The 15,462-nt window shown below is 34.0% G+C and carries 16 protein-coding genes; 6 read left to right on the top strand and 10 right to left on the bottom strand.

Annotation, left to right across the window (positions count from 1 at the left end; genetic code table 11):
• Window positions 1-14: 14 nt before the first annotated feature.
• Window positions 15-893, bottom strand: coding sequence for an IS982 family transposase (locus CSW08_RS05155; protein WP_106658080.1), 879 nt, complete (start codon window positions 891-893; stop codon window positions 15-17).
• Window positions 894-937: 44 nt separating this feature from the next.
• On the opposite strand from CSW08_RS05155, the gene CSW08_RS05150 reads away from it, so the two are divergent.
• Entirely contained in the window at window positions 938-1,822 is an 885-nt protein-coding gene (locus tag CSW08_RS05150) for a hypothetical protein (RefSeq protein WP_203226850.1), read from the top strand.
• Window positions 1,823-2,024: 202 nt separating this feature from the next.
• Here the strand turns inward: CSW08_RS05150 and CSW08_RS05145 are convergent, their stop codons facing one another.
• The 3 genes from CSW08_RS05145 to CSW08_RS05135 all read right to left on the bottom strand — a co-directional run bounded on the left by CSW08_RS05145 (window position 2,025) and on the right by CSW08_RS05135 (window position 5,560).
• Window positions 2,025-3,551: a carbon-nitrogen hydrolase family protein gene (locus CSW08_RS05145; protein WP_106658843.1), complete on the bottom strand. Its 1,527-nt coding sequence runs from the start codon at window positions 3,549-3,551 to the stop codon at window positions 2,025-2,027.
• A gap of 136 nt (window positions 3,552-3,687) precedes the next feature.
• Window positions 3,688-4,890 (bottom strand): endo-1,4-beta-xylanase, encoded by a 1,203-nt coding sequence (locus tag CSW08_RS05140; protein ID WP_106658842.1) that lies wholly within the window; start codon window positions 4,888-4,890, stop codon window positions 3,688-3,690.
• A 226-nt stretch (window positions 4,891-5,116) separates the two neighbouring features.
• Window positions 5,117-5,560 carry an Lrp/AsnC family transcriptional regulator gene (locus CSW08_RS05135; RefSeq protein ID WP_106658841.1) on the bottom strand — a complete coding sequence of 148 codons (444 nt, stop codon included), beginning with the start codon at window positions 5,558-5,560 and terminating at the stop codon, window positions 5,117-5,119.
• Window positions 5,561-5,676: 116 nt separating this feature from the next.
• On the opposite strand from CSW08_RS05135, the gene CSW08_RS05130 reads away from it, so the two are divergent.
• A complete protein-coding gene (locus CSW08_RS05130) occupies window positions 5,677-6,072 on the top strand; it encodes a hypothetical protein (RefSeq protein ID WP_106658840.1) in 396 nt (131 codons plus the stop codon).
• Window positions 6,073-6,323: 251 nt separating this feature from the next.
• Here the strand turns inward: CSW08_RS05130 and CSW08_RS05125 are convergent, their stop codons facing one another.
• The gene (locus tag CSW08_RS05125) at window positions 6,324-6,902 is read right to left on the bottom strand and encodes a Crp/Fnr family transcriptional regulator (RefSeq protein WP_106658839.1); all 579 of its coding nucleotides are present in this window, start codon (window positions 6,900-6,902) and stop codon (window positions 6,324-6,326) included.
• 123 nt (window positions 6,903-7,025) lie between these two features.
• Complete coding sequence (locus CSW08_RS18075) at window positions 7,026-7,166, bottom strand: hypothetical protein (RefSeq protein ID WP_157831429.1); 141 nt, start codon at window positions 7,164-7,166, stop codon at window positions 7,026-7,028.
• A 239-nt stretch (window positions 7,167-7,405) separates the two neighbouring features.
• On the opposite strand from CSW08_RS18075, the gene purU reads away from it, so the two are divergent.
• The gene (gene purU, locus CSW08_RS05120; protein WP_106658838.1) at window positions 7,406-8,260 is read left to right on the top strand and encodes a formyltetrahydrofolate deformylase; all 855 of its coding nucleotides are present in this window, start codon (window positions 7,406-7,408) and stop codon (window positions 8,258-8,260) included.
• 3 nt (window positions 8,261-8,263) lie between these two features.
• Here purU and CSW08_RS05115 read toward each other — a convergent pair whose 3' ends face one another.
• Together CSW08_RS05115 and CSW08_RS05110 are read right to left on the bottom strand one after the other, a co-directional pair.
• Window positions 8,264-8,716, bottom strand: a complete 453-nt coding sequence (locus CSW08_RS05115; protein WP_157831428.1) for a hypothetical protein — start codon at window positions 8,714-8,716, stop codon at window positions 8,264-8,266.
• Between the two features lie 132 nt (window positions 8,717-8,848).
• On the bottom strand, window positions 8,849-10,324 hold the full coding sequence (locus CSW08_RS05110; protein WP_106658836.1) for a catalase: 1,476 nt from the start codon (window positions 10,322-10,324) through the stop codon (window positions 8,849-8,851).
• A 176-nt stretch (window positions 10,325-10,500) separates the two neighbouring features.
• Here CSW08_RS05110 and CSW08_RS05105 point away from each other — a divergent pair, with 176 nt between their 5' ends.
• Together CSW08_RS05105 and CSW08_RS05100 are read left to right on the top strand one after the other, a co-directional pair.
• A complete protein-coding gene (locus CSW08_RS05105; protein WP_106658835.1) occupies window positions 10,501-11,202 on the top strand; it encodes a DUF4197 domain-containing protein in 702 nt (233 codons plus the stop codon).
• Window positions 11,203-11,295: 93 nt separating this feature from the next.
• Complete coding sequence (locus CSW08_RS05100; protein ID WP_106658834.1) at window positions 11,296-11,493, top strand: Lacal_2735 family protein; 198 nt, start codon at window positions 11,296-11,298, stop codon at window positions 11,491-11,493.
• 252 nt (window positions 11,494-11,745) lie between these two features.
• Here CSW08_RS05100 and pyrF read toward each other — a convergent pair whose 3' ends face one another.
• Together pyrF and prfA are read right to left on the bottom strand one after the other, a co-directional pair.
• Window positions 11,746-12,561, bottom strand: coding sequence for an orotidine-5'-phosphate decarboxylase (pyrF, locus tag CSW08_RS05095; protein WP_106658833.1), 816 nt, complete (start codon window positions 12,559-12,561; stop codon window positions 11,746-11,748).
• A gap of 97 nt (window positions 12,562-12,658) precedes the next feature.
• Window positions 12,659-13,735: a peptide chain release factor 1 gene (prfA, locus tag CSW08_RS05090; RefSeq protein ID WP_106658832.1), complete on the bottom strand. Its 1,077-nt coding sequence runs from the start codon at window positions 13,733-13,735 to the stop codon at window positions 12,659-12,661.
• Between the two features lie 221 nt (window positions 13,736-13,956).
• On the opposite strand from prfA, the gene CSW08_RS05085 reads away from it, so the two are divergent.
• Complete coding sequence (locus CSW08_RS05085) at window positions 13,957-15,177, top strand: outer membrane beta-barrel protein (protein WP_106658831.1); 1,221 nt, start codon at window positions 13,957-13,959, stop codon at window positions 15,175-15,177.
• The last annotated feature ends 285 nt before the right edge of the window (window positions 15,178-15,462 follow it).

The raw sequence follows: 15,462 nt of genomic DNA, 5'->3' as shown, positions 1-15,462 counted from the left end.
ACTCGTTGTGCATTTTAAATAATGCTAATTTTAATATTGTTGATGTTTCTATCAAAAATAAACTTATTGATATATTGAATTGTTGTAAGGGCCGCTATTTTAGATAGGATCCTAGTCTTAAATCCTCGAAAAGACTTGGCATAATTACGTCTTATCATAAATTGGTCACATAATTGTGAGAACAATGTCTCTATTCTTTTTCTCTTTTTTCTGAAAATGTAAGGTTGTTTTTTATAATCTTTTTGATTGCTTCTCATAGGTGTATTTAGCTTTATGTTACAGGTTTCAAACAAATTGAGCTGTATTTCTGCTGATAGATACCCTCTATCTCCAATTAAAGTGCAATCGCCCATTTGTGCTTTAATGTCCTTAAGGTAATTGACATCGTGTACCGATGCAGGGCTCAAATCGACACTTTGAAAAACACCTTTAATAGAACAGACGGCGTGCAGCTTATAACCATAATAATTGGAACCTTGGGAGGCACAATAGCCTTTGTCAGGAAAAGCATAGGCATCCTCTTTACAGACTCTCGAACGGGAACTTCGTGATAATTTACAAACCTCTAAAGGCATACTGTCCACTATAAAATAATCTTCAAATTCATTAAAATGAGAGGCTAATCTTAATCGGATATCATCCATGTAACCTACTAATTTCCGTCTTCTTCGATTGTAGACGCTCCTGTCTATTTTTGAGGCAATAATGACAGGGAGCTTTCTAAATAAATCATTCTCACTATCTATTCCCATAAATTCAGCTGTTAAGCTTAAACAAATCAGTTCCAAATCACTCAGCTTCGGTCGACGTCTTTGATAGTCCAAAAGTTGTTCTTTTGATATTTTTTGTAATACTTCCAATATTCTTTCGTAATTTGCATTTAAGTTGTTCATAATTAATGTTTTATCGCTAAAACAATTTACTGATTATCAGTAATATGGACAACTTTTTTCTTTTAAATCATAATGCACAACGGGTTAGAGAAGTGAGATTGAATATGAAAGATTACTCCAGTCAGATTATCGCTAATAAAGACAAAGCCTCCCAACATCTTTATAATAACGCGTCTGTGCTTTTAAAATCCAATAACAAAATGGATTTTAGATATGCCTATGACGATTTTCAAGAGATAGAAAACATCAATCCTAATTTTAAAGATGTCCGTCAGCTTATGGACGTAGCTCATCAAAAAGGAACCGATTTTGTGATTGTTGATATGAAAAATGATACCGAAAAAGTGATTCCTAACCGATTGGAAACCGATTTATTGAATTTTAGCACGTACGGACTTAACAACTTGTGGACCGTTTACCATAACACGCCAACAGATCAAGTAAAATACGATTACAATATGTTGGTGAACTTAAGACAAATCAATATATCTCCGGAACAAATAAAAGAACGCCAAATTATTAAGGAAAAACAAATTGTTGATGGCAAAAAGAATTTACTGGACAATAAAGGCAATGTGGTTAAAGACAGTCTTGGCAAAACCATTCAAGTAGATAATTTAAAAACCGTTCGTTGCGAATATTATGAATTCAGACAATTCAAATCGGTGCAAGTAACTGGCAATGTGGAATATGTAAACCTAAATACCAAACAATTGGAAGATGCCTTTCCAGTAACCAGCGAATTTGTTTTCGAGCATATTTACGCCACTTATAGAGGTGACAAACGCGCTTTGGACACTGATTTATTACCTTTTTTAGACCGAAGAGGTGTTCCCTTCCCTACTGAAGAACAAATGATTTACGATACAGGCGAAGATTTAAAAGCCCAATTGAAACGCATTATAAACAGTTATACGATTAGGCGATAAATAAAGTTGAATTTTTTGTCACCCTGAACTTGCCTGTGCTGAACTTGTTTCAGTATTTCAGGATCTCATCTCATTTTAAGTTTAATGAGATTCTGAAACAAGTTCAGAATGACAGATTATATTAATATTTGGTAAATAAATGTCGACATATGCCTGTCAGGTTAAGCGCAGTCGAAACCTCATATTAAAGGATGGCGGATAATCAACGCTTTCTCAACTCAAAAATGTCTTTCCTTCTATCTTTTAAATTACGCACGCTACCAAATTGGTTTAGTTCGCGAAGTAAATCAATATCCACATCCGCAATTAGAATCATTTCCGTATTGGTGGTCGCTTCAGCTTTAATACCGTTAGCAGGAAACGAAAAATCGCAAGGCGTAAATACTATCGATTGTGCAAACTGAATATCCATATTGTTCACTTTTGGTAAATTACCAACGCTACCAGCAATAGCCACATAACATTCATTTTCTATGGCTCGAGCCTGGGCACAATGGCGCACTCTGGAATACCCATTTTGTGTATCGGTTAAAAACGGAATAAACAAAATATCCATGCCTTCATCTGCCAACAACCTACTTAACTCTGGAAATTCAGAATCATAACAAATTAAAACACCAATTTTTCCACAATCGGTATCATAAGTGCGCAATTCATTGCCGCCCTGCATGCCCCAAACTTTCGCTTCATCGGGTGTAACGTGTAGTTTTTCATAACGCTCGGTAGTACCGTCCCGTTTACATAAATACCCAACGTTATACAACAAACCGTCTCGCATTTCGGGCATACTTCCTGTAATGACATTGATATTGTATGAAATGGCTAATTTTGAAAATTGTTGCACAATCTCGGGCGTATGCTTAGCCAATTCCCTAATAGCTTCCGCTTCGGGTAAATGGTTATTATCTGCCATTAACGGCGCATTAAAAAACTCGGGGAACAAGGCGAAATCCGAACGATAGGCTGACACCGCATCAATAAAATATTCAGCTTGTTCCATCAATTCCGTCAAATCCTTATACAAACGCATTTGCCATTGAATAAGCCCCAGACGTATGATTTTTTTATTCTTGACCGCTTTTTTAGACTGTTTTTCGTAGTAAATATTATCCCACTCCATCAAAACGGCAAATTCATTAGACGCTTCATCGCCAGCCAAATAGCCTTTTAAAATTTTTGTCGGGTGAAAATCATTAGAAATTTGAAAGTTTAGAACCGGATCGTGAATTTCCTTTCTCTTAACTTTTTCAATATATTCCTTTGGTGAGATTTTATCGGCATACTGATTAAAATTAGGCATTCTTCCACCAAAAGCAATGCCTCTCAAATTCAGCTTTTCGCATAAATCCTTTCTGTAATCATACAGTCGACGACCCAAACGTAATCCCCTATATTCTGTTTTAATAAACACATCAATACCATACAATATATCGCCTTGCGGTTTATGCGTATCGAAGGTATAATTGCCTGTTATTTCTTTATAGGTGTGATGTTCATCAAAATCGTCATAATCAACAAGAATGGATAAAGCACATCCTGCCAATTCATTATTTACTTTAATAACGATTTGGCCTTGGGTAAATTTATCGATTAATAGTTTAATATGCGCTTCGTCCCAATAGGAATCTGGCAAATTTGACGAATACGCTTCTAACATGGCGCTTTTAAGCTCTTGGTAATCATTAAGCGTTAAAAATTCCAGTTCAATATTTTCTATACTATTTATCATATTTTAAGATTTCTTTTTAGTAATCGCGCAAAGTTAGGGATTTTTAAAATAAAAAACTCCCAAGTGATTTTGGGAGTTTTTTAGGTTTATGCTAATCAGTTAGTCGATTGCACGTGTTATCTATTTGAAAATTTATTTAATTTGAACTTGCATCAATAACAGCTTTAAACGCTGGTTTGGGCTGCAACTGTCCATCAAATAAAAGGGCATCTTGCCCTCTGCGCCACGATCTAGTATCACTAATGCCCCAAAAAGTGACACGATCAATGACATCGGAGTGACGCATAAAAATCTTGAATAGTTCTTTGTAAACCTCAGCTTGCTTTTGATAGTTTTCTGCAGGAATAGTTCTGTCGCCCTGGTTCACACCAAAAGCACCGCTATTATTACCAGTTGCCGTTACGTCCAATTCTGTAATAGCAACCCTTAAGCCAAGAGATGCGTAGTTCTCTATAGCCTTTTCAACGTCTGCAAGGTTTGAGTCTAAGTGCCAATGTCCTTGAATACCCACACCGGTAATTGGAGCACCTTCTGCGATAAGACGTTTTAGCAATAACATAGAACTGGCATGTTTGCCCTTGTTTTCAACAGCGCCCTGCTCAATATTGTAATCGTTGTAGTAAAGCTGTGCATTGGGATCGGCTTCACGTGCCCACTTAAAAGCCAAGGTCAACACCTCTGGCCCAACAACTTTATACCAACTAAAATCTCGGAGGTTTTCTGTAGTACCGTCACCACCATCGGCAATCGATTCATTAACAACATCCCAACCGATGATGCTTCCTTTGTAGCGTCCGGCTACAGTCATAATATGGTCTTTAAGACGTGCAAGCGCTACATCTTTGCTCGCCATTTCACCCTGAATGCTGTTACGCCACATTTCGGACATAGAGGGGCGAGGGGCATTAGGATCTCGGGGACCTCTGGGACCTCTTACCGGTTCAACACTTTCTTCAACCTTTGGGTTTACTGCCTGAAAGAACCAAGGAGCTGTTTGAGCATGCCACACTAAGGTATGTCCCCAAGTCTGAACACCGTTCTGCTTACTCCATTCAACCATCGCGTCGGGAGTTTCAAAGTTGTACTTATCTTCAAAAGGATGGATGGGTTGCGGTTTCATGCAATTTTCCGGCGTATTGATGTCGTATTGTGTTTTAACGCTTGTTAACTCAGCCTCAGAAAGTCCTCTTAAATCATTTGCAGTTCCTATGAGAAATTTACCGGCGTATGCCTCTTTTAGCGTTTTTTGGGACGCTGTATTTGTATTCCCTTGACCGTAAACTGTGGAACCTAATGCCACACTCAGGATAAAGTTTGTAATTAAATGTCTGGTAATCATGATTTTATTTATTTAGTTTAGTTGAATGTATTTTAAGCTTAAATATACTTTTTTTCCATTATAAAAAATTTGTTTTATGGCGCATTTAACAAAACCCATGGCTTTTCTGTTTGTTTGGAGGTATAATTAAAGAGATTGTTACATGCTATTCATTCGCAATGACGATTAGCAGATTACTGCATCCTCCGTCCTCGCAATTACGGGGTTAATAATTATAGCCAAAGAGTTAAATAATGGGCTTTAATTCCTTTTGTTTAACAACATGCGATAGCACAATTTGGGTTTTGGTTTCGCCATAAACAATCAGTTGGTCTATAAACAGCTCCAAATGTTTTTGGTTTTTTAAAACCACTTCCATCACAAAATTTTCATCACCGGTTATGCGATAGCAATTAACAATTTCATCATAGGTTTTTACCTTTTCCAAAAAGGGTTTTAATTTACCCATAAAAGCCCTCATGGTAATGATAGCTTTGAGTTGATACCCAATTTCAAAAGGCGATATCAGGGTATTATATCCCTGGATAACCCCTAAATCTTCCATTTTTTTAATCCGCTCTGAAACCGCGGGGGAACTCACGCCCACTTGCCTGCCAATCTCTGCATTAGACTGTCTGGCGTTTTGCTGGAGGCACTTTAAAATTTTCCAATTAAGATTGTCAATATTCATTTAAAGAATTTTAACATTAAAAAATTAAATATTAAACCAAATATACAATTTTACTTTAAATTCTAAAGTAGATTATCCGTATTAGTGAGTAATTTTGATAAAAATTGCTAGAAAGAATGCTATCAAATACACCTACACATTTGTATGACCTGCCTATTTATAAAAAGGCGATGGAGATTTTTGCTTTATCGCAGAATATTTCGGTGTATTTAAATCATGATTTATCTACTTTAAAAGAAGACGGTTCTGAAGATGTTAACATCTATTTTTCAGGTGACATTGTTCAGCAATCCGTTTCTTTAGCCCCTGAAATCGTAAATGCTGAATTAGAACGGTATTCAGACAGAAAGCACAAGCACATCGCATCTTTAAGACGCCTTACCAACTTACTTTATAAAAACTCTTATAGACTGGAGCGCTCCAATAGCAATGGGAAAGACTTTCTACCTATTTTGCGTGCTGAATTAAGAAAATTCAAAAAGCTTCAACGTAATTGGATGTTGAGTTTGTAAAACATAACTATATCATCTTTAAATATATCATATAAAAAAACACACATCTACAGATGTGTGTTTTTGGTTAGTTAGTTGCCTTATCTTATTAACCCTAAAACAATAAACCTTGTTGATATAAAGCAATTTACATTCATACATTTTAAATATGAAAACACTGCGAATGTAATATTTGAAATCTATTAAATATTTAAAAAGTTTATGGCGTATTGACATATATCAATTATTCCTTAACATTACAATCATCACGCCTATTTTAATCTTGACAAGGTTTCTGGACGCATATTTAGCAGTGATGCCAAGTATTTATTAGGTAAGCGTTTAATGATTTCTGGATTTGTGATTTTTAAAAAATACTCATATCTGTATTTCGTAGAAGGAATTCTTGCCATAAATGCACGATATTCTGCATGAAGATAATAATACTCCATCAAGATTCTATTTAAGTGATTCATTTCCTTAAAGTTCTGTAAGGCAAAATGCATGTCATTGAAACTTAAACTTTCAGTAAAAGTATCCTCAAGGCATTGAATGTTCTCTAATGCGGTGGCTTTTTTAAAATACCCAGATATGGATGTAACCAACTCATTATCCACACTTACCCAAGTTGTGATTTCTTTGTCATTATGATTAAAATAACCACGCACCAACCCTTTTCTTATGATGTGTACCCGATCACAAAAATCACCACTTTTCACAATATAATCGCCTTTTTTATATTGGGATAAAATAAGCGTATTTGATAAAAACTTATTGAGCGATTTTGATAATGGATGTATTGAATTCAATAAAACAATACTAAAAAAATGGTTGTATTTTGTTGTTGGCATGAGTAGAATTTAATTTTCAAATATATAATATTTAATGAATCAATTATGACATTACAACTGGGTAGAAAATAAAAAATCCTTATAAAATTTATAAGGATTGAGGTTTTATTAAAATGGATTGGTTTAATCTATATAAGCACTATTTTGAAAATTAATGATATTACCTTCATCTTGATAATATTTTTCAGATTGAATAATATGTATCAACCAATCTAAATGATTTTTAGATTGCCTCTTAAAATTGTAGTTTAAAGTTGCTTCCATGGCTAAAAAGGTTAAATTATTTGGGGTTAATACCATAAAATTAATCCGAGATATTGAGTCCAACTATTTTCTTAAACTAAATTAGTTTAAGCGTTCGATTAATTCTGTGACGTACAAATATTTGCAAAAATAAGCGACGAAATATCAATTGAACTTTCCTCAAAAATGTAAAATCACATTCTATTGTTATTGTTAGATAATTTTGGGTAATTTTACCCGCTGAAATTATATTAAATCACATGAATAAGATTACCATTTTAATCCATTGTAAAGACCAAAGAAATATTATTGCTTCAATAACGAATTTCATTTCTAAAAAAGAAGGCAATATTGTTTATATAGACCAACATGTAGATAGAGAGCAAAATATCTTTTTTATGCGTTTAGAAAGTGAATTTATAACAAGTGATTTTTCTACCGAAGCTTTTAAAGAAGCCTTTGAAATACATTTAGCCAATAAATTCAATATGAAATGGCGCATCCATTCTTCTGCCGTTAAACCAAAAATGGCCTTGTTTGTTTCGAAATACGACCATTGTTTATATGATTTATTAGGTCGTTATAATTCTGGTGAGCTTTTTTTGGAAATTCCTTTTATAATAAGTAATCATAATGATTTAAAATCCATTACAGATAATTTCAATATCCCATTTTACCATATTCCAGTTACAAAAGATAATAAAGAAGAAGCTGAAAACAAACAATTGGAACTTCTAGAAGAATATCAAATAGATTTTATTGTCTTGGCGCGTTATATGCAAATTATTTCAGAAAAATTGATAGAGAAATATCCTAACAAAATTATTAACATTCACCATTCGTTTTTACCCGCCTTTGTTGGTGCAAAACCATACCATTCCGCTTATAAACGAGGTGTTAAAATTATTGGAGCTACCAGTCATTATGTAACTGAAGAATTGGATGCTGGACCCATTATTGACCAAGGAGTAGCGAGAGTATCTCATACACACTCCATTGAAGATTTAATTGCAAAAGGTCGGGATTTAGAGAAAATTGTACTTGCAAACGCCGTTAAATTACACACCAACCGAAAAGTGATGGTTTATAATAACAAAACCGTTATTTTCTCTTGATTTTTAATTAGATCGGGTATCCTTTAATGTTTCTTTAATTAAAGACTTTAATATAGGTTGATTGAACGTTTCAAAATAAGTGTCCTGCAAGGTTATTATGTGAGGTATCATGGTGTTCAATATGTTACTATCCAGGTTTGTTTCTAAAATTTTTGTCTGCCACAAGGCAAGCAATTCATCAATAAGCTCTGAATTGTCGTTGTAGTTTATTTTTAATTGATTGAATAAGCTTTTGGTATAGCTTTTAAACAACAAGGGGTTTTTGATGAGTCTATCAAAAAACCTATTAGTTTCATTTTCAATGTCGATTCTAGAATTTAAGGATTTTATATGAAAGTCATTAATTGATTTCCCGCTACAAGTTGTTAAAAGTAAAAACGCATTTACAATTAAATCTTTGTAGCATACTGATGAATGATAATAAACATCCAACCCAACGTTGGTGTTTATTATCATTACTTTATCATTTATAATCCCTTTTAAAAAGATATGCAAAGTCGAAACTTCCTTTGAGGAAATAAGAAGCTCTTTTTTAAACCTTTTACCAGAGATATTTAAAATTTTCAATTGGGAATCTTCCACTTTTAGTTATCTTAGAAGTTCCATATCAACTTCCACACCCAAGCCTTCTGCAACAGCTGCTCCTAATGTGTGGTCTGCCCTAAACCAATGACACAATTGTCTGTTTATAATCTCATCTTTTTTAGGTCCGGAAATACCGCTCATAGCACCCACAATATTACTTATGGTATTCTTCTTTTGGTCATCGGTCATTATACGGAATAAATTCCCCGGTTGGGTATAGTGATCATTGTCATTTTCATTTCTGTCGAAATACGCCACAACATTGCTTTCAAGTTCGTAAGGCGTTCCTTTATAGTTTTGGTCTTCAACAATATCGTCAAAACTGTTGGGTCTGTAATTAGGTGATTTTCCGCCATTATCATCAAAACGCATGGCACCATCTCGATGGTAATTATTGACCGCATACGGGCATTTGTTAACAGGCAGGGAGTCAAAATTAACCCCTAGTCTATACCTATGGGCGTCTGGATAAGACAAAATTCTGCCTTGTAGCATTTTATCGGGAGAAAACCCGATGCCGTCCACCACATTGGCAGGAGCAAAAGCCGACTGCTCTACATGTGCAAAATAGTTATCTGGATTATCGTTTAGTTCCATAGTACCAACATCGATTAAAGGATAATCGCCATGTGGCCAAACTTTAGTTAAATCAAAAGGATTCCATCGAAACGTTTTAGATTGTTCGAGGGTCATCACTTGTATTTTCAAATTCCATTTCGGAAAATGACCGTTATCGATGGCTTCTACCAAATCCCGTTGTGAAAAATCAGGGTCTTTAGATTTCATGTCGGCTGCTTCGGCATCAGTAAAATTCTTGATGCCTTGAGCCGATTTAAAATGAAACTTTACATAAATACGCTCGTTGTTGGCATTGACCATAGAAAACGTATGACTTCCAAAACCGTGCATAAAACGAAACCCAACGGGGGTTCCCCTATCGGACATTAAAATAAGAACCTGATGCAAACTTTCTGGGTTTAACGACCAGAAGTCCCACATCATGGTTGGCGATTTACAATTGGTATATGGGTCGCGTTTTTGGGTATGGATAAAATCGGGGAATTTTTTAGGGTCTTTTATAAAGAATACAGGGGTGTTGTTACCTGTTAAATCCCAATTACCATCTTCTGTATAGAATTTAACGGCAAATCCTCTAGGGTCACGTTCCGTATCGGCCGATCCTTTTTCGCCACCTACGGTTGAAAAACGCACAAAGACCCTGGTTTTTTTACCAACTTCAGAAAAAACTTTAGCCCGTGTGTACTTTGAAATATCATGGGTTACAGTAAAGGTACCATAAGCACCAGAACCTTTCGCATGAACAATACGTTCTGGGATACGCTCTCGATTAAAATGAGCTAATTTTTCGTGTAAAAAATAATCTTGTAGTAAAAGTGGGCCTCTCGGTCCGACACTTTGGGAATCTTCATAATGTGTCACAGGTGCACCTGCAACGGTTGTTAAGGTCTTCTTAGTCATTGGTATATATTTTATAGTTAATCAATTATATTTAAACAATTCCTATAAAGTTACCAAAAAGAGCGTTGAATTCGAAATAAAATAAATCAATTGTTTTAATATTTAGATAGATTTAATCTATTTTTATACCTGAACAAATAATTTTCAAATTTTTGAAACTATTAAAATCACCTACTATGAAAAAATCATGTATCGCCCTACTTGCATTGTTTATGCTTTCGTCCTGTGCAGAGTTACAACAAGTCATTAACCAACTTCCCCAAGGCACTATTGGCAATGAGGAAATTGCATCTGGACTAAGACAAGCCTTAGACATGGGCATCGACAAACAAGTGAGTAAACTGACCCAAACCGATGGTTTTTTTAAAAATGAATTGGTTAAAATTTTATTACCAGATGAATTAAAAAAAGTTGATAAAGCGCTAAGGGATTTGGGTTTAAGCAATTTAGCTGATGAAGGGTTAAAAGTACTTAATAGAGCTGCCGAAGATGCCGTAAAAGAAGCAACCCCTATTTTTGTGGATGCCGTAAAAGGCATCACCTTTACCGATGCCAAAAATATTTTACTGGGAAGCGATAATGCTGCAACACAATATTTATCAAGTAAAACAGAAAACGCTTTATATGCAAAATTCAACCCTATTATTAAAAATTCGTTCAATAAAGTAGGGGCAGACCAAATTTGGAGCAATTTAATAACCAGATACAACGCATTACCCTTCACCACCGATGTGAATCCAAATTTAACCGATTATGTCACCAATGAAGCCTTAAAAGGTGTATATACCATGATTGCTGTTGAGGAAAAAGAAATTAGAACCAATTTTTCTTCAAGGACAACCGATTTATTAAAAAGGGTTTTTGCATTGCAAGATTAACTCTACAGCATTAAATTTTGATTCAAAAAGCATTATTTTTTTTAAATTAGAAAAAAAAAATGTATATTTAATTATCTGTTATTCAGGAGTTAAATGAATCGAATTGATCTCATAAAGAAAAATCAAACAAAACTCAGCAAGCAATATAAAGAACTTGTTGAAGAAGCTTACAATTTAAAGCAAATTGATTCGGCTTTAAGTGATATTTCGGAATTTAAAGCTGTCAAACTTCTTAATAAATTAAATGAACTCAGATATCTTTCAAGAGAAAAGACTTTACACCAACTTTAATTTTTTATCATTTATTTAACCTTTGACTTACATCCAAAATACAACAAGGCTCGTACTTTGTATTATAAAGAAGAACGTTATGAGTCCCCATTTTTGTAGAGTTGGTAAAATCAAGCCAAACGTAAGTAAACTGATTAGTCTAAAAGAACTTGAAAAAATGATAGTGAATTTTGTGGAAGATACTAGCAAAATTGATTATCCTGAAAGCTTGAGCGCAAACTTTTAAATGACTAAATTAAGTTATTTTTCAGACTATTTATGTAAAATAGCTTCCATCTCTTGTTGAAGCTCTAACGCCTTGTACCTTGCTTGATTTGCAAAATCTTCTTTATTAGACGCATAAATAATCCCTCTAGAAGAATTAATCAATAAACCCACATTCGAATTCATACCATATTTACAAACTTCTTGAAGGTTGCCTCCTTGTGCACCTACACCGGGAACCAATAAAAAGCTATCGGGAATTATTTTTCTAATATCCGCTAAATACTCCGCTTTAGTGGCGCCAACGACATACATGAGGTTTTGTGAGTTTGACCAGGTTTTAGAAGTTTCTAGAACCTGTTTATACAATTCTTTCCCATCAACTGTTTTTGTCTGAAAATCGAATGCGCCCTCATTTGAGGTTAACGCTAAAAGAATGGTATGCTTATCTTCAAAAGCCAGAAAAGGTTCTACGGAATCTTTTCCCATATATGGTGCTACTGTGACACTATCAAACCCTAAATCCTCTAAAAATGCTTTGGCATACATACTACTTGTATTGCCAATATCGCCACGTTTGGCATCAGCAATCGTAAAAATTTCAGGATAGTTTTCGTTTAGATAATTAATGGTTTTTTCCAATGCTTTCCAACCTTTTAAACCATAGGCTTCGTAGAATGCCGTATTGGGTTTATAAGCTACACATAACTGATGTGTCGCATCAATAATGGCTTTATTAAATGCAAAAATAGGATCTTCTTTTTGTAATAAATGTGGCGGAATTTTATCTAAATCGACATCCAGTCCTATGCAGAGAAAGGATTTCTTTTTTTGGATGTTTTGAATAAGTTGGTTTGTTGTCACTTAATCTATTTTTGTCATTCCTGCGTAGGCAGGAATCTTTTTAATTAAAAAAACGAAATTATAAAACTATGGATTCCTGCCTACGCAGGAATGACAGTTACATCACCTCACTATTAGCCTTTAATTTTTCAGTATTTTCAGCTAACTGCAATTCATCAATTATACGTTGAATATCCCCATTAACAATATTACCTAAATCGTATAATGTTAAACCGATTCTATGATCAGTGACACGTCCTTGTGAATAGTTATACGTTCTAATTTTAGCACTTCTATCTCCAGACGACACCATTGAGCCCCGTTTAGCAGCATCCGCTTCATTCTTTTTCGCCAATTCTATATCATATAAACGGGAACGTAATACTTTAAAAGCCTTTTCCTTGTTTTTATGTTGCGATTTTTGATCTTGACACTGCGCTACCAATCCTGTGGGAATATGCGTTAATCGCACCGCTGAATAGGTGGTATTTACCGACTGACCTCCCGGCCCTGATGAACAGAAAAAATCAATACGCACATCTTTTGGGTTGATTTCAATATCAAACTCTTCGGCTTCTGGAAACACCATAACGGTTGCAGCACTGGTGTGCACACGACCTTGGGTTTCGGTTTGTGGTACACGTTGTACACGGTGAACGCCCGCTTCAAATTTTAAAGTGCCGTAAACATCCTCGCCAGTGACTTCAAATTGGATTTCCTTAAAACCACCATTGGTACCTTCACTAAAATCAACAGTATCTACTTTCCAACCTTTGCTTTCGCAATATTTAGAATACATTTTAAATAAATCGCCCGCAAAAATACTGGCTTCATCGCCACCAGTTCCTGCACGTAATTCCACCACGGCATTTTTAGTATCTTCAGGATCTTTTGGTATTAAAAGAAACTTTATTTCGTCTTCCAATTTTGGGATTCGTGCTTTGGCTTCTTCATACTGAATCTTAGCCATTTCGGCCATTTCAGGGTCACTTTTATCCGAAAGCATGGCTTCAGCTTCTGCTAAATTATCGGTGACTTGAATATATTCGGCGCGCTTATCAATAAGCAGTTTTAAGTCTTTATACTCTTTATTTAATGAAATATAACGCTTTTGATCGGTCATAATATCCGGCTGAATGATCAAATCACTCACCTCATCAAAACGCTGTTTTATTATTTGTAATTTCTCTAACATCTGCCTGTTTAAATTGTGGGGCAAAAATACGATAATTTATGGATTTTAAATAGTTGTAGATTTAGTATTGGAAATAATCTTAACGACTCCTTAAACCAATATATTCTCAATTAAATATTAAAGAGTATAACCTTTATTAAAAATAATTAAAGTTAAATTTGACTTTGTGAGAAAAAAAAACGTAATTCGCTTTCTTTTTATTTCAATAATTGATTCCATATATGAAAAAACAACTGCTTTCTCTGTTGATAACTCTTTTAGCCTTCAATTTACATGCACAAATTTCTTTTGAAAAAGGATATTACATTGATGATACCGACCAAAAAATTAATTGCTTAATTAAAAATATGGATTGGAAAGACAGTCCAACTGACATCGAATATAAACTATCAGAAAACGACAACCCTAAAACAGCAACCATAGAATCCATTAAAGAATTTGGCATTGACCAAGCATCAAAATATATTAGAGAAACCGTAAACATTGACATGTCTACAAACAATCTTAACAATTTGGAAAAGGGCAAAGAACCTATATTTAGTGAAAAACAACTTTTTTTAAAAGTATTAATTGAAGGCAAGGCAAATTTATACTTATATGAAGAAGGAAACTTAAAAAGGTTCTTTTATATGGTAGATAATTCGAACATTGAACAATTGGTTTATAAAATATACCTTACTGAAAGCAATAAAACCAAAAGGAACAAACAATTTAAACAACAATTATGGAATGCCTTAAAGTGTCCAACAATTACAATGAGCGATGTAGAAAATGTGAAGTATGAAAAAAATAATTTAATCAATTTTTTTGGCCGCTACAATTCATGCCATGATTCGAATTTTACAAGTTATGAGGAAAAAGTAGAAAGAGATGTCTTCAATCTAACTCTAAGACCTCGTTTCAATAATTCATCCCTTAGCATAAAAAATGAAAACTCTAATAATTATAACTTAAATTTTGGCTCTAAAACAAGTTTCGGTTTTGGAGCTGAAGTCGAATTTATTTTACCTTTTAACAAAAATAAGTGGGCAATCACAATCGAGCCTACTTATCAAAAATTTAAAGCAGAAAAAACAACTGATGCAAGCAATGTATCTGGGGGAAAACTAACTGCTAATTTGGAGTATAATTCAATAGAAATCCCTTTAGGTGTAAAACATTATTTTTATTTAAGTGACCATTCAAAGATTTTTGCTAATATTTCTTATGTGATGGATTTCAGTTCAAAAACAACGATTGACTTTAAACGAGCTGATGGTTCAGAATTAAACTCACTAGACATTAGCAGTACCAATAATTTAGCACTGGGAATAGGCTATAAGTATAACAGATACAGTTTAGAATTAAGGTACCAAACAAGTAGAGAAATTATTGACAAATATGCTGCTTGGAGTTCAAAGTACGAAATAGCATCAATAATTTTTGGTCTTTCTTTATTTTAATTACCATAATAGGTTATTTTTGATTATTCAAACCTATTTGCCTAAATCATCACATGTTTACTATTCGTAATTTCTTTAACATCTAACTATTTAAATTGTGGGGCAAAAATACGATAATTTATGAATTCTATATATAAAACGTTTATCTTATAATGGATTCCTAAAAATATTCTTAGCTTTAGGTCGTTATGCATATATTATGCAAAAACTAGCCACCATCTTTTATTTTTACAAGCCTTTTTTATTTTGGTCTTTTGGGATAAGTATATTCTTGTTCATACTTCT

The organism is Confluentibacter flavum (assembly GCF_002843175.1).
GTDB lineage: Bacteria > Bacteroidota > Bacteroidia > Flavobacteriales > Flavobacteriaceae > Confluentibacter > Confluentibacter flavum.
This window is presented reverse-complemented; position numbering and strand designations above follow the sequence as displayed.